This window comes from Geojedonia litorea (assembly GCF_042654525.1).
Classification (GTDB): Bacteria; Bacteroidota; Bacteroidia; order Flavobacteriales; family Flavobacteriaceae; genus Geojedonia; species Geojedonia litorea.
In genome coordinates this window covers 1-19,021 of the sequence record NZ_JBHSGP010000012.1, presented here as the reverse complement: position 1 = coordinate 19,021, position 19,021 = coordinate 1, and the positions used below count along the sequence as shown (strand labels likewise).

At 36.4% G+C, this 19,021-nt stretch carries 17 protein-coding genes; 11 read left to right on the top strand and 6 right to left on the bottom strand.

The features are described from left to right. Nucleotides 1-13 precede the first annotated feature (13 nt). The 9 genes from ACFO5O_RS06180 (at nt 14) to leuB (ending at nt 11,799) form a co-directional block, all read left to right on the top strand. Nucleotides 14-805: a (Fe-S)-binding protein gene (locus ACFO5O_RS06180; RefSeq protein ID WP_387961956.1), complete on the top strand. Its 792-nt coding sequence runs from the start codon at nt 14-16 to the stop codon at nt 803-805. Further along, nucleotides 805-1,290, top strand: a complete 486-nt coding sequence (locus tag ACFO5O_RS06175) for an ABC transporter ATPase (RefSeq protein WP_387961954.1) — start codon at nt 805-807, stop codon at nt 1,288-1,290. Before ACFO5O_RS06180 ends, ACFO5O_RS06175 begins: the two co-directional genes overlap by 1 nt. An 80-nt stretch (nt 1,291-1,370) precedes the next feature. Further along, the gene (gene serB, locus ACFO5O_RS06170; protein ID WP_387961952.1) at nt 1,371-2,591 is read left to right on the top strand and encodes a phosphoserine phosphatase SerB; all 1,221 of its coding nucleotides are present in this window, start codon (nt 1,371-1,373) and stop codon (nt 2,589-2,591) included. Between the two features lie 152 nt (nt 2,592-2,743). Beyond that, complete coding sequence (locus ACFO5O_RS06165) at nt 2,744-5,659, top strand: glycoside hydrolase family 3 N-terminal domain-containing protein (RefSeq protein ID WP_387961951.1); 2,916 nt, start codon at nt 2,744-2,746, stop codon at nt 5,657-5,659. Nucleotides 5,660-5,684: 25 nt separating this feature from the next. Continuing rightward, nucleotides 5,685-6,824 (top strand): N-acetyl-alpha-D-glucosaminyl L-malate synthase BshA, encoded by a 1,140-nt coding sequence (bshA, locus tag ACFO5O_RS06160; RefSeq protein ID WP_387961949.1) that lies wholly within the window; start codon nt 5,685-5,687, stop codon nt 6,822-6,824. A gap of 268 nt (nt 6,825-7,092) precedes the next feature. Beyond that, the gene (gene leuC / locus ACFO5O_RS06155; protein ID WP_387961947.1) at nt 7,093-8,490 is read left to right on the top strand and encodes a 3-isopropylmalate dehydratase large subunit; all 1,398 of its coding nucleotides are present in this window, start codon (nt 7,093-7,095) and stop codon (nt 8,488-8,490) included. A 105-nt stretch (nt 8,491-8,595) separates the two neighbouring features. Then, entirely contained in the window at nt 8,596-9,192 is a 597-nt protein-coding gene (gene leuD / locus ACFO5O_RS06150) for a 3-isopropylmalate dehydratase small subunit (protein WP_387961945.1), read from the top strand. Beyond that, nucleotides 9,193-10,716, top strand: coding sequence for an alpha-isopropylmalate synthase regulatory domain-containing protein (locus ACFO5O_RS06145; protein ID WP_387961944.1), 1,524 nt, complete (start codon nt 9,193-9,195; stop codon nt 10,714-10,716). Nucleotides 10,717-10,740: 24 nt separating this feature from the next. After that, nucleotides 10,741-11,799 carry a 3-isopropylmalate dehydrogenase gene (leuB, locus tag ACFO5O_RS06140; protein WP_387961942.1) on the top strand — a complete coding sequence of 353 codons (1,059 nt, stop codon included), beginning with the start codon at nt 10,741-10,743 and terminating at the stop codon, nt 11,797-11,799. Nucleotides 11,800-11,888: 89 nt separating this feature from the next. Here the strand turns inward: leuB and ACFO5O_RS06135 are convergent, their stop codons facing one another. The 3 genes from ACFO5O_RS06135 to ACFO5O_RS06125 all read right to left on the bottom strand — a co-directional run bounded on the left by ACFO5O_RS06135 (nt 11,889) and on the right by ACFO5O_RS06125 (nt 14,439). Beyond that, on the bottom strand, nt 11,889-13,139 hold the full coding sequence (locus ACFO5O_RS06135) for a mechanosensitive ion channel family protein (protein WP_387961940.1): 1,251 nt from the start codon (nt 13,137-13,139) through the stop codon (nt 11,889-11,891). Nucleotides 13,140-13,143: 4 nt separating this feature from the next. Next, the gene (locus ACFO5O_RS06130; protein ID WP_387961938.1) at nt 13,144-13,431 is read right to left on the bottom strand and encodes a DUF3817 domain-containing protein; all 288 of its coding nucleotides are present in this window, start codon (nt 13,429-13,431) and stop codon (nt 13,144-13,146) included. 153 nt (nt 13,432-13,584) lie between these two features. Continuing rightward, complete coding sequence (locus ACFO5O_RS06125) at nt 13,585-14,439, bottom strand: OmpA/MotB family protein (RefSeq protein ID WP_387961936.1); 855 nt, start codon at nt 14,437-14,439, stop codon at nt 13,585-13,587. Between the two features lie 185 nt (nt 14,440-14,624). Between ACFO5O_RS06125 and ACFO5O_RS06120 the strand changes: the two genes are divergently transcribed. Continuing rightward, complete coding sequence (locus ACFO5O_RS06120; protein WP_387961934.1) at nt 14,625-15,209, top strand: DUF4251 domain-containing protein; 585 nt, start codon at nt 14,625-14,627, stop codon at nt 15,207-15,209. Nucleotides 15,210-15,669: 460 nt separating this feature from the next. Here the strand turns inward: ACFO5O_RS06120 and ACFO5O_RS06115 are convergent, their stop codons facing one another. Next, nucleotides 15,670-16,656, bottom strand: coding sequence for a zinc-dependent alcohol dehydrogenase family protein (locus ACFO5O_RS06115; protein WP_387961932.1), 987 nt, complete (start codon nt 16,654-16,656; stop codon nt 15,670-15,672). A 232-nt stretch (nt 16,657-16,888) separates the two neighbouring features. On the opposite strand from ACFO5O_RS06115, the gene ACFO5O_RS06110 reads away from it, so the two are divergent. Then, nucleotides 16,889-17,233 carry a winged helix-turn-helix transcriptional regulator gene (locus tag ACFO5O_RS06110; RefSeq protein WP_387961930.1) on the top strand — a complete coding sequence of 115 codons (345 nt, stop codon included), beginning with the start codon at nt 16,889-16,891 and terminating at the stop codon, nt 17,231-17,233. An 84-nt stretch (nt 17,234-17,317) separates the two neighbouring features. On the opposite strand, the gene ACFO5O_RS06105 is transcribed toward ACFO5O_RS06110, so the two are convergent. Both ACFO5O_RS06105 and ACFO5O_RS06100 read right to left on the bottom strand, forming a co-directional pair. Continuing rightward, nucleotides 17,318-18,283 carry a PorP/SprF family type IX secretion system membrane protein gene (locus ACFO5O_RS06105; protein ID WP_387961928.1) on the bottom strand — a complete coding sequence of 322 codons (966 nt, stop codon included), beginning with the start codon at nt 18,281-18,283 and terminating at the stop codon, nt 17,318-17,320. A 19-nt stretch (nt 18,284-18,302) separates the two neighbouring features. Continuing rightward, on the bottom strand, nt 18,303-19,021 hold a 719-nt coding region (locus ACFO5O_RS06100), incomplete at its 5' end, for a gliding motility-associated C-terminal domain-containing protein (RefSeq protein WP_387961926.1).

The window sequence follows — 19,021 nt, the reverse complement described above, 5'->3', positions numbered from 1 at the left end:
ATAAAAAATTGAAATGAGCGACATACTAAAAGTCCCAACAATGGCTGAATATATGGCACAAGGTAAGCAACCCGAAGTATTGTTTTGGGTGGGCTGTGCTGGAAGTTTTGATGATCGAGCAAAAAAAATCACAAAAGCCTTTGTGAAATTATTAAATCGAGCCAATGTTGAGTTTGCTGTATTAGGAACTGAAGAAAGTTGTACGGGTGACCCAGCAAAGCGTGCAGGGAATGAGTTTTTATTTCAAATGCAGGCGGTTACTAATATTGAAGTTCTAAACGCTTACGAAGTAAAAAAGATTGTAACGGCGTGTCCACATTGTTTTAATACAATCAAAAATGAATACCCTTCTCTTGGTGGAAATTATGAAGTCATGCACCATACGCAATTCTTAAAAACATTACTATCAGAAGGAAGATTGACTATAGAAGGTGGAAAGTTTAAAGGGAAACGAATTACATTTCATGATCCTTGTTATTTGGGAAGAGCTAATAATGTATATGAAGCCCCTCGTGAATTGATTCAAAAGTTGGAGGCCGAACTTGTTGAAATGAAAAATTGTCGTCGTAACGGTTTGTGCTGTGGTGCCGGTGGTGCCCAAATGTTCAAAGAACCTGAAAAAGGAAATAAAGACGTGAATGTGGAGCGTACGGAGCAAGCTTTGCAAACCCAACCCGAAATTATTGCTGCGGGTTGCCCATTTTGCAACACTATGATGACTGATGGCATAAAGGCCAAAGAAAAAGAAGATAGTGTTCAGGTGATGGATGTGGCAGAACTTATTGCTAATGCCCAAGATTTATAATGCTAGTTGATTTTAATACATTACCAGAAGAGTCCCGAGTTTGGATCTACCAAGCCAATCGTTCGTTTACAGATAATGAACAGGATGAAATATCCAAAAAAATAGAAGTATTTATTGAAAACTGGACAGCTCATGGTAGTGATTTACAATCAGGTTATACTATTGTATATAAAAGATTTATAGTGATTGCATTAAATCAAAATTTAAATAAAGCAACTGGGTGTTCAATCGATGCTTCAGTGCACTTTATACAGCAACTAGAGCAAGAGTATCAGGTAGATTTAATGGATAAAATGAATGTCTCTTATAAACAGGGTGAGTTTATTGCTTATAAACCTTTACAAGATTTTATTAAAATGGCTAAAGAAAAAGCCGTATCTAAAAATACGATTGTCTTCAATAATTTAGTGACTAATATTGCCGAGTTCAACGAAAACTGGGAAGTGCCTGCGAGCGAAAGCTGGCATAGTCGCTTTTTAAAATAACGTTCATTTGTCCAATAAAAACTTTCATATCTCAAATAGATTAATGAATTTTACCGCTTTTTAAGCGCAAGGAAGAAATTATGGCGAACGATATTTTCTTATTAAACATATCAGGGCAAGATAAACCTGGATTAACATCAAGCCTAACAGGAGTATTAGCACATTATGATGCCAAGATATTAGATATTGGCCAAGCTAATATTCATGATACCTTATCTTTAGGTATGCTTTATGAAATTCAATCAGGAGAGAAGTCTGCTGCCGTACAAAAGGAATTATTATTTACAGCCTATGAACTTGGAATTACGGCCAAATTTACCCCAATTTCTCTTGAAGACTATGAGCATTGGGTAAACCTTCAAGGAAAGGACAGATATATAGTAACCATTTTAGGCGAAAAGCTTTCGGCTCTACAAATATCTGAGGTTGCAAAAGTCATTTCAGAGAAAAATTTGAATATCGATGCCATTAAACGACTAACAGGTCGTTTATCTCTGGTAAGAAAAGAAGACTATCCTAGAGCGTCAATACAACTTTCTATTAGAGGAAAAATTGAAAACAAGGCCGAGTTTAATGAAAAATTCATGAAGATATCTAGAGATCTAGATGTTGATATCGCATTTCAGGAAGATAATATTTATAGACGTAACAGGCGTTTAGTTTGTTTCGATATGGACTCTACACTCATTCAAACCGAGGTGATTGATGAATTAGCTGAATTGGCTGGTGTTGGTGATGAAGTAAAAGCAATTACAGAGTCGGCAATGCAAGGTGAGATAGACTTTAATGAAAGTTTTATCAAACGAATGAAATTACTGAAAGGACTCAGTGAGGATGTACTTCACGACGTAGCTCGTAATCTACCAATTACTAAAGGCGCAAGACGATTAATAGATACCTTAAAAAGTTATGGGTTTAAAACCGCAATTTTATCAGGTGGCTTTGATTACTTCGGACATTACTTACAAAAGGAATTAGGTATAGATTATGTGTATGCCAATCGATTAGAAATAAAAGATGGGGTTTTAACTGGAAACCATATTGGTGATATAGTTAACGGTGATAAAAAAGCCGAATATTTGAAAGAAATCGCCAAAATGGAAGGGATTAATATGAGTCAAACCATTGCAGTTGGTGATGGAGCCAATGATTTGCAAATGCTTAATGTAGCAGGTTTAGGTATTGCATTTCATGCTAAACCTACGGTTAAAGATAATGCACAAAGTTCAATATCCAGTATTGGTCTTGATGGTGTTTTATATTTGTTAGGTTATCACGACAGACATATCGATTTAATCTAGCAATTCAAGTCTAGTGTATTAGTTTTCTATAAACTAAAATTGTTAATTACCTTCTTTATAAATCTATCTTAAAGTCTTTTTTACTTCCTACTAAAAATAGTAATTTGGCACGGTATTTAGTATCTAAACACATAAATCAAGCTTATTGTTATATGCGCCAAATTGTCCCTCTCATTTCTACCCTTCTTTTTTTAAACGTTTTAGTTTCGCAAGAATCGGTAAACCCACTTCAAGCGAATGATGCTTTGATGCAACAAAGATGGGTCGATAGCATGTATAGTGCCATGACATTGAAAGAAAGAATCGGCCAGCTCTATATGGTTCAGGTTTTTTCTAATGGAGACGCTAAACATAAAGAACTTATTAGAAATCTAATTACCGAGCATCATATTGGTGGTCTTATCTATTCACTTGGTGGGCCAATGCGTCAAGCCAAACTCAATAATAACTTACAAGCCATTTCAAAAACACCCTTGCTGATAGGTATGGATGCCGAATGGGGCTTAAGTATGCGATTAGATTCGACCTATGCTTTTCCTTGGAATATGACTTTAGGGGCTATTCGTGATAATGCCCTAGTTGAAAAAGCAGGCTATCACATAGGTGAACATAGTAAAAGGATAGGCGTTCATTTTAATTTTGCTCCGGTAGTTGACATCAATACCAATCCTAATAACCCCATAATTGGTAACCGCTCGTTTGGGGAAGATCGTGATAATGTCACTAATAAGGCTTCCGCTTTTATGAAAGGGATGCAAGCTGCAGGAGTTTTAGCAAATGCAAAGCATTTTCCCGGACATGGTGATACAGACAGTGATTCCCACAAAACTTTACCGACCATTAGTTTTAATGCGCAGCGAATTGATTCTGTTGAGTTGTATCCCTATAAAAAGCTGATTAACGAAGGCTTGTCGAGTGTAATGGTTGCGCATCTAAATGTACCTAGTTTAGAGCCTAGAGAAGGTTATCCTTCGTCTTTATCAAAACATATTATCACAGATATACTAAAAGAACGTTTGAAATTCAAAGGATTAATATTTACAGACGCCTTGACTATGAAAGGTGCTTCAAATTTTAGTGAGTCGGGTGAAATTGATTTGGCGGCTTTTAAAGCTGGAAATGACGTGATGCTCATGTCGGCCGATGTCCCATTAGGTATTGCTAAATTGGAAGAAGCCTTCAAGAATGGAGAGATTACTGAAGAACGCTTGGCACATTCAATCAAAAAAATACTAATGGCCAAGTATAAGGTTGGTTTGAATCGTCACAAACCTGTTGGATTGGTCAATCTCGTAAATGATTTAAATCGCATTAAAGACGATTTGCTCAACGAAACTCTATTTGAAAATGCGATAACCGTTGTAAAAAACGCCAAAGAGATACTTCCTTTAAGACATTTAGAAACTAAAAAAATCGCTTATGTTGCCTTGGGTGATGATAGTGGATCTGAATTTTTTGAAGAGTTGAAAAAATATACAAGAGTACATCAGGTTAAAGCTGATAAATTAGATGAACTACTAATTAAACTTCAAAACTATAATACGGTTATTGTAGGCCTTCATAAATCAAATGCCAATCCCTGGAAGGATTATAAATTTAGTGATCAAGAATTAGTTTGGCTCTATGAAATTGCAAGAACCAATAGTGTTATTTTGGATATTTTCGCACGCCCATACGCCTTAAACGATTTAAAAGCGGTTGAAAATATTAAAGCCATTGTGGTGAGTTACCAGAACAGTGTGGTGGCCCAACAAAAATCTGCTCAAGTAGTATTTGGCGCCATTCCTGCTAAAGGCAGTCTACCCGTAACAGCTGGAAGTTTTTTTAGGGTAGGTACTGGTTTAACCTATAATGCGATTCAATCCTTAAGTTATGGTTTGCCTGAAAGTGTTGGTATGAGTTCTATTAAACTTCGTAAGCTAGACTCTATTGCTAATGTAGCAGTAAAAGGTAAAATGACACCTGGGATTCAGCTTTTAGTTGCTAGAAAGGGAAAGGTTATCTATAATAAAAACTTTGGCAAACATACCTATGAAGATGAAGAGAAGGTAAAGTTTAATGACATTTACGATGTAGCGTCTCTTACCAAAATTCTGGCTACGCTTCCGTTGTTGATGGAGTTGGAGGAAAAAGGAATTGTAAGCTTAGACACTAAATTGTCAAAACTACTACCAGAGTACAAGGATTCTAACAAAGCAAATATCACATTGAAGCAAATGCTTTCGCATTATGCGCGATTAAACCCGTGGATTCCTTTTTATGTTGAAACCTTGGATGCTTCTAAAAAGCCAGACCCCAAATATTACAGACGAAAATCGAGTCCTATGTTTAATGTAAAGGTTGCTGATGAAATGTATTTAAGGCATGATTATCCAGATACCATGCAAACCATTATTAAGGATAGTAAATTGCTTTCAAGACTACGATACCGCTACAGTGATTTGCCTTACTACATTTTAAAGAAATATATTGAATCATATTACGACAAACCTATGGATGAATTGGTGCAAGAGCATTTTTACGAGTCGTTAGGGGCCAATTATACCACCTATAATCCATCAGCAATATTTAGTGATACACAGATTGTGCCTACTGAAATTGACGATTACTTTAGATTCCAAAAAGTGCATGGCTATGTGCATGATATGGGGGCAGCTATGCAAAATGGTGTTGGAGGCCATGCCGGCATATTTAGTAATGCTAATGATGTTGCTAAAATTATGCAAATGTTTTTGCAAAAAGGATTTTATGGAGGAAAACGTTATTTTAAACCAGAAACAATTGATAAATTTAATACCTGTTATTATTGTCAAAATGATGTGCGACGCGGTATTGGATTTGATAAACCGCAATTGGGGGATGAAGGGCCAACCTGTGGTTGCGTGTCGATGACGAGTTTTGGACATTCAGGATTTACTGGCACTTATGCATGGGCAGATCCTGAAGAAGAGATCGTTTATATATTTTTAGCTAATAGAACCTATCCTAAAGCAGATTCAAATTTGTTGCTAAAGGAAGATATAAGAACAAAAATTCAACGGGCTATTTATGAGGCAATTGTTGAATAATAGAAGTTATTAAAATATTGAATTCATGAAAATAGGAATTGTATGTTATCCTACTTTTGGGGGAAGTGGCGTTGTGGCTACCGAACTAGGTTTGGAATTATCGAAACGCGGACATGAAATCCATTTTATTACCTATAGCCAACCTGTTCGGTTGGAATTATTGAGTAATAACGTTCATTATCATGAGGTCAACGTTCCAGAATACCCGCTCTTTTTATACCAACCATATGAACTTGCCTTGTCAAGTAAACTGGTTGACATGGTGAAACTGCATGGTATTGAGCTGTTACATGTTCATTATGCTATTCCGCATGCGTATGCGGCTTATATGGCTAAAAAGATGTTAATGGAAGAAGGGATTTATGTGCCTATTGTTACAACCCTTCACGGAACTGATATTACCCTTGTTGGTAGTCATCCATTTTACAAAACCGCTGTGACATTCAGTATTAATAAATCTGACGCAGTAACGTCGGTTTCAAAAAGTTTAAAAGACGATACGCTTCGACTGTTCGATATTAAAAACGACATAGAAGTCATTCCAAATTTTATAGATCTCAATAAGTATCAACAACACTATACCGATTGCCAACGAGATATGATGGCAAAAGAAGATGAAAAAATTATTACACATATTAGTAATTTCAGGAAAGTAAAAAACATTTCAGACGTGGTAAAAGTGTTTTATAATATTCAAAAGCATATACCTGCAAAACTTATGATGGTTGGTGAAGGGCCCGAACGAGAACCTGCTGAACGCTTATGTCATCAGTTGCGGATCCAGGACAGGGTGGTGTTTTTTGGGAATAGTAATGAGATTGATAAGATTCTTTGTTTTAGTGATCTGTTTTTGTTACCGTCAGTAACCGAAAGTTTTGGTTTAGCGGCCCTGGAAGCCATGGCATCTGGAGTTCCAGTGATATCTAGTAATACTGGGGGTATTCCAGAGGTGAATATTCATGGGGTTTCAGGTTTTTTAAGCAATGTGAATGATGTTGATGATATGTCTAAAAATGCTATTCATATTCTTGAAGATCCTAATCGTCTTTCGAAATTTAAGGCTAATGCTAAACAAGAATCTAAAAAGTTCGATATCCATAATATCGTTCCTCAGTACGAAGCTATTTACGAAAGTACACTCCAAAAATGCATGCTGTTGAAATAAGTGCTGTTTTAAATTCCAGAAAATAGCTTTCTGTACTTCTGAAAAGATTTTTCAAAATAAAATTATCAGAAATACCTGAATTCTTTTACATTTTATTCATTTTTGAGCATCACAATTCCTGATGACGTAAAAATCTAATAATCAAATAGGTTAGAGGTCAAAACCTACTGTTGAAAAAAGTAGATTTCGTAACTTTGCATCCCGAAAACTAGCCTAATTGGCTACTTTTGTTTTGATAAATCAATTAAATTTTAAAAGTTAATAGTCTATGGGAAAAACATTGTTCGACAAAGTATGGGACTCACATGTAGTTAGAAAAATTGAAGGCGGTCCAGATGTGTTCTTTATAGATCGTCATTTTATTCATGAAGTAACGAGTCCAGTAGCTTTTTTAGGGCTAAAAAGTAGAGGGCTAAAAGTGTTATACCCAGAACGTACCTTTGCAACTGCAGATCATAATACACCAACTATTAATCAGCATTTACCAGTTGAAGATCCATTATCGGCCAACCAGTTAAAAGCTTTGGAAGATAATTCAAAAGAATATGGCATCAGCCATTGGGGACTTGGCCATCACAAAAATGGTATTGTTCACGTTGTTGGCCCCGAAAACGGAATCACATTCCCAGGTGCAACCATTGTTTGCGGTGATTCGCATACCTCTACACACGGTGCTTTTGGCGCCATTGCTTTTGGCATTGGAACTTCTGAAGTGGAAATGGTACTGTCTACACAATGTATCATGCAGCCTAAACCTAAAAAAATGCGCATTAATGTTAATGGGCAATTAGGAAGAGGTGTGACACCAAAAGATGTAGCTTTATTTATTATTTCAAAATTAACCACTTCAGGTGCTACGGGTTATTTTGTGGAGTATGCTGGTGATGTGTTTGAAAACATGACCATGGAAGGCCGTATGACCGTTTGTAATCTTTCAATTGAAATGGGTGCTCGTGGTGGTATGATTGCACCAGACGAAACGACACTCAACTATTTAAAAGATAAACCTCTATCTCTAAAAGGTGAGGCTTGGGATAAAGCCGTGGCGCATTGGAAAACCTTAAAAACCGATGCCGATGCTACGTTTGACAAGGAATTAACTTTTAGTGCCAGTGAAATAGAACCTATGATTACCTACGGTACCAATCCAGGTATGGGTATTGGAATCTCTAAAAACATCCCTGATGCTGATAAAGTTGAAGGTGGTGTTGCTACTTACAAAAAGTCTCTCGAATACATGGGTTATGACGAAAATGATGTCATGATTGGTAAAAAGATTGATTATGTGTTTTTAGGAAGCTGTACCAATGGTAGAATAGAAGACTTTAGGGCATTTGCATCTATCGTAAAAGGCAGAAAAAAGGCTGATCATGTCACTGCTTGGTTGGTGCCTGGTTCACATATCGTAGAAGATAAAATTAAAGAAGAAGGTATTTTAGATATTCTAACAGAGTCCGGGTTTGTATTGAGACAACCAGGATGCTCGGCTTGTTTAGCTATGAACGATGACAAAGTACCAGCTGGAAAGTATGCAGTAAGTACCTCGAACAGAAACTTTGAAGGTCGTCAAGGCCCTGGCTCACGAACCTTATTGGCTAGTCCTTTAGTTGCTGCCGCTGCTGCCGTTACTGGAGTAGTCACAGATCCAAGAGAATTATTAGCATAGCTTTTTGCGGTTAGCCTTTTGGCTATAAGCAAATTAATGAAATAGATAAAAATAGATAAAAGAGAATAGCCAATAGCCTAATGCTAAAGGCGAAAAGCAAACATAATGGCATACGATAAATTTAATACATTAACCAGCACAGCTGTACCATTACCATTAGAGAATGTAGATACTGATCAGATTATACCAGCACGATTTTTAAAAGCGACTGCTAGAGAAGGATTTGGTGATAATTTATTCAGGGATTGGAGGTATAATGCAGATAATACACCCAAGGAAAGCTTCGTACTGAATAACCCTATATATACTGGAAAGATCCTTGTAGGAGGAAAGAACTTTGGTTCGGGATCCTCTAGAGAACATGCTGCTTGGGCTGTGTACGACTACGGATTTCGATGTGTAGTCTCTAGCTTTTTTGCAGATATTTTTAGAAATAACTGCTTAAATGTTGGTGTTTTACCTGTACAGGTGAGCCCCGAGTTTTTAGAACAGATATTCGAAGCGGTCTATGCCGACCCAAACTCACAATTGGAAGTTAACTTACCTAATCAAACCATTACCATTATAGCCACTGGTGCCCAAGAATCTTTTGAAATTAATAGTTATAAGAAAGACAACATGTTGAACGGATTTGATGATATTGATTATCTTCAAAATATAAAAGGAGAAATTGAATCCTTTGCTGATGGTCTTTTGCTCTAAATGACTATGAAACGAATTGAAATAATGGACACAACCCTGCGCGATGGTGAACAAACCTCTAGCGTGTCTTTTTCTGCTTCTGAAAAACTGACCATTGCCAAACTGCTATTAGAAGAACTTAAGGTAGACCGTATTGAAATTGCCTCTGCTCGTGTATCTGAAGGGGAATTGGAAGCGGTTAAAGCGGTAACACATTGGGCAAGTCAACATGCCTATTTAGATAAAGTAGAAGTGTTGACTTTTGTGGATAAAGGAGTTTCTATTGATTGGATGTTAGAGGCAGGTTCAAAGGTTCAAAATCTATTGACAAAGGGTTCGTTAAACCATTTAACTCACCAACTTAAACGTACTCCAGATCAACACTTTAAAGAAATAGAACAAGTTATTGCTATTGCCCAAAATAAAGACATTGTGACTAATGTGTATTTAGAGGATTGGAGCAATGGCATGCGCAATTCAAAAGCCTATGTTTTTGAGTTTTTAGAGTTTCTTTCTACGCAGCCAATTGAACGCATCATGCTGCCAGATACATTAGGTGTATTAACACCGGCAGAATCTTATGCTTTTGTCAAAGAAATTAAATCTAAATATCCTGATATCCACTTCGATTTTCACGCGCATAACGATTACGATCTTGGGGTTTCCAATGCTATGGAAGCTCTAAAGGCTGGAGCTGACGGACTTCATCTCACCGTAAATGGAATGGGAGAGCGGGCAGGTAATGCGCCTATGGCCAGTACCATTGCCGTAATTAACGACTTCCTTCCTGAAATTCAGGTGGATGTGAATGAAAAAATGCTTTACACAGTAAGTAAATTGGTTGAGAACTTTTCAGGTGTGATGATTCCAGCCAATAAACCAATCATAGGGGCTAACGTCTTTACGCAAACTGCTGGCATACATGCCGATGGTGACAACAAAAAGAATCTGTATTTCAGTGATTTGCTACCAGAGCGTTTCGGTCGCACTCGTAAATACGCATTGGGCAAATCATCAGGAAAAGCTAATATCCAAAAGAATTTACAAGAACTCGGACTTCAGTTAAATGATGAGGATCTTAAAAAAGTAACCCAGCGTATTATAGAGCTTGGAGATAAAAAGCAAGTTGTCACTAAAGAAGATTTGCCTTATATCATTTCAGATGTATTAGACAGCTATGCTTATGAGGAAAAAGTAAAAGTGAACTCTTATGTGTTAACACATTCTAAAGGTTTACGGCCTTCAACAACGGTTTCGATAACTATTGAGGATAAAACTTATGAAGAAAACGCGCAAGGTGATGGTCAATTTGATGCCTTTATGAATGCTATTAGAGCAGTTTATAAAAAACAGAAAACCAATTTACCTGAACTTATAGATTATGCTGTGCGTATTCCTCCTGGAAGCCATTCTGATGCCTTATGTGAAACCATTATCACCTGGAAGCTTGATCTTAAAGAATTTAAAACCCGTGGATTGGATTCCGATCAAACGGTATCGGCTATAAAAGCCACAGAAAAAATGCTCAATATCATAACCAACTAATTAAATACAAAAAAAACAACACCCATGAAATTAAATATAGCACTATTGGCAGGAGATGGAATAGGACCTGAAGTTATTGCACAGGCCGTTAAAGTATGTGATGCCATAGCCACTAAATTCAACCACGAGATTAGCTGGAATCCTGCATTAACAGGCGCTGCTGCCATTGATGCCGTTGGAGAGCCTTATCCAGACGAGACTCATGAGATTTGTATGAAGGCTGATGCTGTACTATTTGGTGCTATTGGTCATCCCAAATATGATAATGACCCAAGTGCTAAGGTACGTCCAGAACAGGGCTTATTAAAAATGCGTAAAAAGTTGGGTTTGTTTGCTAATGTAAGACCAACCTTTACTTTTCCATCATTAATAGAAAATTCACCTTTAAAGCGTGAGCGCATAGAAGGTACCGATCTTGTGTTTTTAAGAGAACTGACAGGAGGTATTTATTTTGGTGAAAAGGGACGATTAGATGACGGTGAAACCGCATATGATAATTGTGTTTATACCAGAGCAGAAGTACAGCGTCTAGCTAAAAAAGGTTTTGAACTAGCCATGACCCGATCTAGAAAACTGTGTTGTGTCGATAAAGCCAACGTACTTGAAACATCAAGACTATGGCGCGAAACGGTTCAGGCTATGGCCAAGGATTATCCAGAAGTAGAAGTAAGCTATGAGTTTGTTGATGCTGTGGCCATGCGTTTAGTACAATGGCCAAACTCCTATGATGTGTTGATTACCGAAAACCTATTTGGTGATATTCTAACAGATGAAGCTTCGGTTATCTCTGGATCTATGGGACTCATGCCATCAGCCTCTGTTGGAGAACACACCTCATTATACGAACCCATTCACGGCTCGTATCCACAAGCGACAGGATTAGATATCGCCAACCCATTAGCAACGGTTTTATCAGCTGCTATGATGTTTGAAGACGCCTTTGGACTCACTGAAGAAGCTAAAGCCATTAGAGCTATTGTAGATCGTTCGTTGAGTGAAGGTGTTGTCACTGAAGATTTAGCTGGTGGTAAAAAAGCCTATAAAACCAGTGAAGTAGGGGACTGGCTTGCTAAAAACTTATAGAGATTTAAATGCGTTGTGTCACATAACGCCTGTCGAAATGTGAAGTATAGGTGCAGATAAGACGAAGTCAATCTTCGTTTTTATTATATTTATTTTCCCTTCACCACAGCTGTGCTCGCAAACTCAAAAACTTCGAGGTCAAAATAGGAAATGGCGGCCATGGCATGGTCAAAGATGTCCGACATGATATACTCGTAATTTTCCCAACGTTTGTCCTTACTAAAAGCATATATTTCGAGAGGCAATCCTTGTGGTGTAGGCTCTAATTGACGCACCATGATAAACATACTTTTATTGATAGCCGAATGCTTTTCAATATAGGTTTGCATATATTTTCTGAACACACCAATGTTGGTGAGGTTGATACCGTTAATCAATAAAGACTTATCAGCCTTATTACGTGTATTGATTTTATTTAGCTCTTCTTGTTTGTTCGTTAGGTATTTCGTAATCAATTGAATCTTCTTAAGCTCATCAACACGTTCAGGGCTTAAATATTTTATACTAGACGGCTTCAGCAATATGGCACGTTTGATACGACGACCACCCGAAGCTTGCATACCTCGCCAGTTCTTAAACGAATCCGAAATAAGGGCATAGGTAGGAATATTGGTAATGGTCATATCAAAATTCTGTACCTGAACGGTTGAAAGATTGATTTCAATCACATCACCATCAGCGCCATATTTGTCCATCGTAATCCAGTCGCCTATACGCACAGTATCATTGATGGCCACCTGAATACTGGCTACAAAACCTAAAATAGTATCCTTGAAAATTAAGAGTAAAATAGCCGAAGCAGCACCCAAGGTCGTGAAAAACTTTAAAAACGAAAGATTGATTAACACCGCTAGACACGAGGCAATACCTACAATCCAAACAAAGAGCATTACCACTTGAATATAACTGTCTATGGGTTTGTCTTTTAAACTTGGTAAGGTTTTGAAGTAGGACTCAAAAGTTTTTAAAACGCTTCGAAGAATCCATATCGACAAGACAATGCCATAAACCTTTAAGGCCATGACAATATAAGTCTCAAACTCTGGAAAATCCTTGAACACAATAGGGAACAACTGTATGGTAATAAACAAAGGAACCAAATGCGCTATATTTCTGGGAGCTTTATGACTTACCAAAAAGTCGTCAAATGTGGTTTTTGACTTTTCAGAAAAACGACTAAATGCATTCACCAAGATTTTACGGGTGATAAAATCACTGACAACGATGATAATGGCGAGAATCACCAATAATATCAGCATATTCAGATATTTTGAGCTGACTTCCGTAAGGCCAGCGTCGATCAACTTATCATAGAAAAAATAATGAATGTCTTTTTTCATAGTATTAAGCCTGTTTTAAATACTGTTTATCAATATAAAATGTTCCAAAGGGAATAATTGAAGCTACAAGAATTTTATAAAACGTGGATTTAGACCAAGACTGCTCTGGTTTTAGGGTAAATGCTAAAGCAATATAAGCAATAAACAATATACCATGAGGCATGCCTAATAATTTGACATATTGAGGGTCATTGGCTAAATATTTAATGGGCACCGCAATACCTAATAATAAGATGTAAGATAAACCTTCTAAAAAAGCCACGAATCTAAATACATTCAATAATGAAAACATAGAATTAATTTTGCTGCAAAAATACCGTATCAATCCCAATTGGCTATACATTTTAAGCAATTTTTAGTAATGCTTCAAAAGTAGGGCATTAAAAAAGACTGCTCGGGGAGCAGCCTTTTTCGGATTAACTAACATAGTATTTACGTTAATTACTTATTCATTTGAGGCCATTAGGGCAAAAAACTTATTGATATTTGGTAGAATCACAATTCGGGTTCTTCTGTTTTTAGAGCGTCCTTCTTTAGAATCATTATCGGCAACAGGCTGGTAGCTACTACGTCCTGAAGCAATAAGCTTTTCAGGAGCAACACCATAATCCTTTTGTAACTTTCTAACTACCGAAGTAGCACGTAAGACACTCAAGTCCCAGTTATCGGTAATTTTCTCGGTATTAATCGTTCTGGCATCCGTGTGACCTTCAACCATAACTTCGATACTTGGTTCTGAATTGATCACATCAGCTAACTTTTGAAGGATATTATTAGCCTTGTTACTAATTCTATAACTTCCAGTGTTGAATAACATTTTATCTGAAATAGAAATCATCACTACTGTTTCATCAATGTCAATAGCAATGTCTTCATCTTCATTAAGAGTGCTATTATCTAAAGATTTTTGTAGGTTATAGGATACGGCAAGATTCATAGAATCTTTAAGGGTAGTGGCTTGCGCCAATTTATTCTGATCGACGCTTTTAAGCGTTTCACGCATTTTTTTCTTGGTAGCGTTAGAGATTACGGCAGCATCACCAACGGTTTCGAATTTCACGTCGTTTTCTAGTTGTAAGGCCACATTATCTTGGGATAGGGAGCTTATTTTAGAGTTATATTCATCCACACGGGCCTGAATTTTATCAAATTTTGCTTCTAATTCTTCTTTTTCAACTCTGGTTTTAGTGAGTTCGCTTTTAATTTGACCGTTTTCTTGTTCTAGTGCAACATATTTCTTTTTAGAAACACAGGCAGATAAAAAGACAGCGGATAAGAGTACAATTGAAATTTTCTTCATAATTACATTTAATTAAATAGTTGTTTAGTTTATGTACGGATGAAAACCAAATATGGATTACCGTTCGTCGATTTTTATGGAATATTGGGCGATAAGCCAGAATCTCGCATAAAACACCATCATTAAGACTTTTTTAAGGATAAGTTGGCATCACATTTGCGACAAATTATGTAAATTTAAGGGCTATGAAATCTTTACCAACTTATATAAGTATACTTTTGTTGACGCTGCTCGTGGGCTGTGCCAGTAGTAACGCCCGCAAATCTCCCGAAAACCTTAAGGCTTATGAAGATCTTAAGCAATTGGTTAACTCAAAGCACTTTAATATCAACTCCAGACGCGCATTGCCAGCAGCAACTTTGGCTATGACCGCTATACAAAATGCTAATTTATTAGCACCAGGCAATAATGCGGGTAGTATCGATATTACAGGAAATCAAAACTTTTTACGTGTAGAAGGCGATAGCGTGTTTGCGTTTTTACCGTTTTTTGGTGAACAGCGTATTGGTGGTAGCTATCCGGGAAACACACATATAGGAATTGAATTTAAGGGAATCCCAAAAAATTATGAGCTTGAGTTTGATGACGACAAACTAAAAACGCAGATTAAATTCAGTATTAATGATCAGTATCGCCATCAGGAAAGTTATGATGTATACATCAATGTGTTTGCAGGAAGGACTAGTGATGTAAGGGTGTTGAGTAGTACACGGAGTAGTATGGCATATCAAGGAACAATTGAGCCTATTGATAAAAATAAGAAGCCCTAGAGTGGTGTTTTAGATGCTCCTATTTTACATAATGTTAATTATAGTACTTATTAGAATATTCAACGTTGAAGTAATATCTAGCAACAATTCTATATCATAATTTTAATATTCAGGAGTTTGATCACTACCATTTCAAATACGATATTCTCACGCAACGTATAAATAGTCTTGACATGGCGACACCGTCGCCAAACCCGACGATTTTCAGACATAACGAGCGAACAATAATAATGATGTGTTACTATCAACAACCAATGGATAAATTTAAAAAAGATGCACGATTGTAAATGATTACACGCGAATGTTACGAAGTAATGTATTAAAATCGTCTTGAAATCGAAGATTCACGAATCCATATTACTATTTACCCAGATAGCTTTTAAAAATCAAGTATGTTAGAAAAATGCCTCAATGAAGAGGCATTTTGTTAACAATTACTACATCAAAGCTTAGTTATACTTTAATGTGTTATCACTACTTTACCCATAGCATTACCGCTTTCTAGCCTCGCATGTGCTTTACCAGCCTCTTCCAGAGAAAATTCTTGTTCATCAAGAACAGGTTTAAGGGCTCCTGCTTCAATAATTTCGGTTAGATGCTTTAGAATTTCACCGTGTACTTCACGCTTGTGATTATGGATCATTGGAATTAACATAAATACAACGTGCAAGGTTAGGCCCTTAAAGTGTGCCAGACTCAGATCTAATTCACAACTTGAAACGGTAGTGACTACTTGTCCATTAAGTGCGGCTGCACTAAATGAGGTTATGATATTGCCACTTCCAACCGAGTCATACACGACATCAAATCCTAGTCCGTTGGTGTGCTTATTAACATAATCTTCTACAGCTTCGGTTTTATAATTAATAGCCTTTGCACCTAGCTGTTCTATGAGTTTCAACTGTTTGTCACCACCACCAGTGGCATAAACTTCGGCTCCTAAATAATTGGCTAATTGCAATGCAACATGCCCTACACCCCCAGAACCGCCGTGAACTAATACTTTTTGTCCAGATCCAACTCCAGCACGTTTTAAGCCTTCATAAGCAGTAATGCCAACTAAAGGCAATGCCGCAGCTTCTTTCATACTTAGCTGCTTTGGTTTTTTAGCAATTAATTTGCTGTCTGCTGCAATATATTCGGCCAGAGTTCCTGGTAAATCTGCCAACCCTCCAGCACAGCCATAAACCTCATCACCTACCTTAAATGTTTTTACATCGTTGGCAATGGCTTCAATGGTTCCTGCAAAATCCATTCCCAATAAGGCCGGTAAGCTTGGAGATAAAGGCAAGGCTTCACCCTTGTTTTTGATTTTTGTGTCAACCGTATTAACACTCGAAGCCGCTATTTTTACTAATACCTCTCCTGGTTTAAGTGTTGGAATTGCTATATCGGTCAATTTAAATATGGCGTCATTACCATATGAATTAATAAGCATTGCTTTCATAATCTTGTTTTTGTATTGTACTATCATTTTTATAGTGACAAAAGTATGTATAGTCTATAAAACTCGCAATAACGGTCAAAAAGGATAGTACAACATAAAAATTGTAAAGTATTGATATATAATATATTAAATTTAATTTATTTTACTATAAAAAATATAGTTGTATAAATAATTATAGTAAATTATCTTTGTATAATTATTAAACGTATTTGTGTAACTTTATTTAAGATCTATGTATACTTTTAAAGGAAAAGAATACCCATGCTGCGCAAGTTTAACCATGGGAATTATTGGCGGTAAATGGAAAACTGTCATATTGTATCATTTAATTGAAGGTCCCCTGCGTTATAATGAGTTAAGAAAGGAAATGCCAACTGTTACCGAACGCACTTTGAGTTTACAGTTAAAAACGTTGGAAGATGATGGCATCATTAAGAGAAAAGTATATACCTCCAAACCGCCCTTAAAAGTAGAATATTCCTTAACTGATTTTGGAAAAACTTTAATACCACTGATCCAATCTATTGCAGATTGGGGTGTTTATGTGGTCGAGAAACAGGGAGAAGTTGTGGTTTAAGATATAATAACAAATCTGCCAATGGTCTTTTTTGGCTTTTTTGATGATGCTTAGTCATCAAAAGGTTGATAATTTTAAATATTTTTAATTAGGTCTTTCGACATGAGTGAGGGCTTCACCTAGTTGGCGAATAGATTTTTTACGACTGTTCACGAAATTATATCTTAAGATGAATTCAGAAGAACTACCGTTGTACTGTTGTAATTTTGAAGTTTCTACTTCATATGCAAGTCCAAGTAAAAGGCTATCGGTAATTTGAAATGCAGCCAAAGCACTTAAGGTGGCATCCCACCTATACGCTGTTCCAAGGGTAAGCTTTTCGTAGAATATAAAATTGGTTGACAAATCCAATTGTAAAGGAGCACCTTTTACAATTTTAATTAAAGCTGAAGGTCTAAAATCAATATTTCTATTGATTGCAGTAGTATACCCAGCAAGGAAGTTGTAATGAGCCTTTTCAGAAACATAAATATGTTGTTTATTTTCATTTCTAATGAATTTTTTGGAATCTAGTATTTCAGGAATACTAAAGCCTAAATACATTTTATTGGTGTAATAAAAAATACCAAATCCAATTTGAGGAGTAAAAGAATTATAATCACTGAAATTAGCACTTTGATCACCTGAAGATTCAGCACCATGGTTTAGCCTGTTACTATCTATACTTGTCAATTTTCCCCCGGCCTTAATACCAAACGATAAAATTGATCGATCTGAAATTGTTAACTTATAGCTAAAGTTAGTTGCGATATAGGTGCTTTGTGCAATAAATATTTCATCATTTGTAATGTTTAAGCCAAGTCCAACATGATTTCCAAAAGGTGAATGTACAGACAGTATTTGAGTTCTTGGAGCGCCTTCTATACCTACCCATTGGCTTCTATAAAGAGCTAATAAGCTTAAGTGAGATTCTGTTCCTGTATATGCTGGGTTAATACTTTGTATATTATACATATATTGAGCATATTGTGGCTCTTGTTGGCAAAACACTTGACTTTTTCCTAAAAATATTAAAAGAAAAGTTAAATAAATTGTAATTCGAGTTTTCATCAATTTAAATGGGTTAATATTAATTTCTATTTATATATATAGGACCGGCATCACTAATGTTTTTTCCATGGTCATCGACATAATTGAGAAGATAGTAGTAGGTGCCTTCAGGTAACATGGCAGATTTATTAATGGTACTTCTTCCATTTGAAATTCCTTTAAATAATTTATCGCCTACACCATAACCTTTAGCAGAATAGACTATAACGCCCCACCTATTATATATTTGTAATGTATTATTAGGAAAATCTTCTAGACCTTTAAAAACTAAATAATCATTTAAACCATCACCATTAGGTGTGATTATATCATACACAACTAATTTTTCTTCTTCGGACATAGGTTCTGTTATTTCCAAATAATCAGGATAGCCATTATTGTTTAGATCATCTAATTCGTTTTTATTTAAAATTGAATCGTTATCACAATCGAGTTCAAGCCAATAGTCTGACACATTATTAAGGTTTTGATTTAAATGATTAAAATCACAAGAATCCATGGGGTCTGACCCTTCTAATAATTCCAAAGTATTTGAGATGCCATCACCATCTGTATCGTTATTCGGGTCACTGTCATCCGCGTCATATTGGTCTACAACGCCATCGTTATCGGCATCGGCTGTGTTTGATTCTAAAGCATCAATCGTACCATCACCATCGGTATCAGTAGTACCTTCAGCACCATCGTTAATACCGTCGCCATCGCTGTCTGCATTTAATGGGTCGGTGCCGTTGGTCG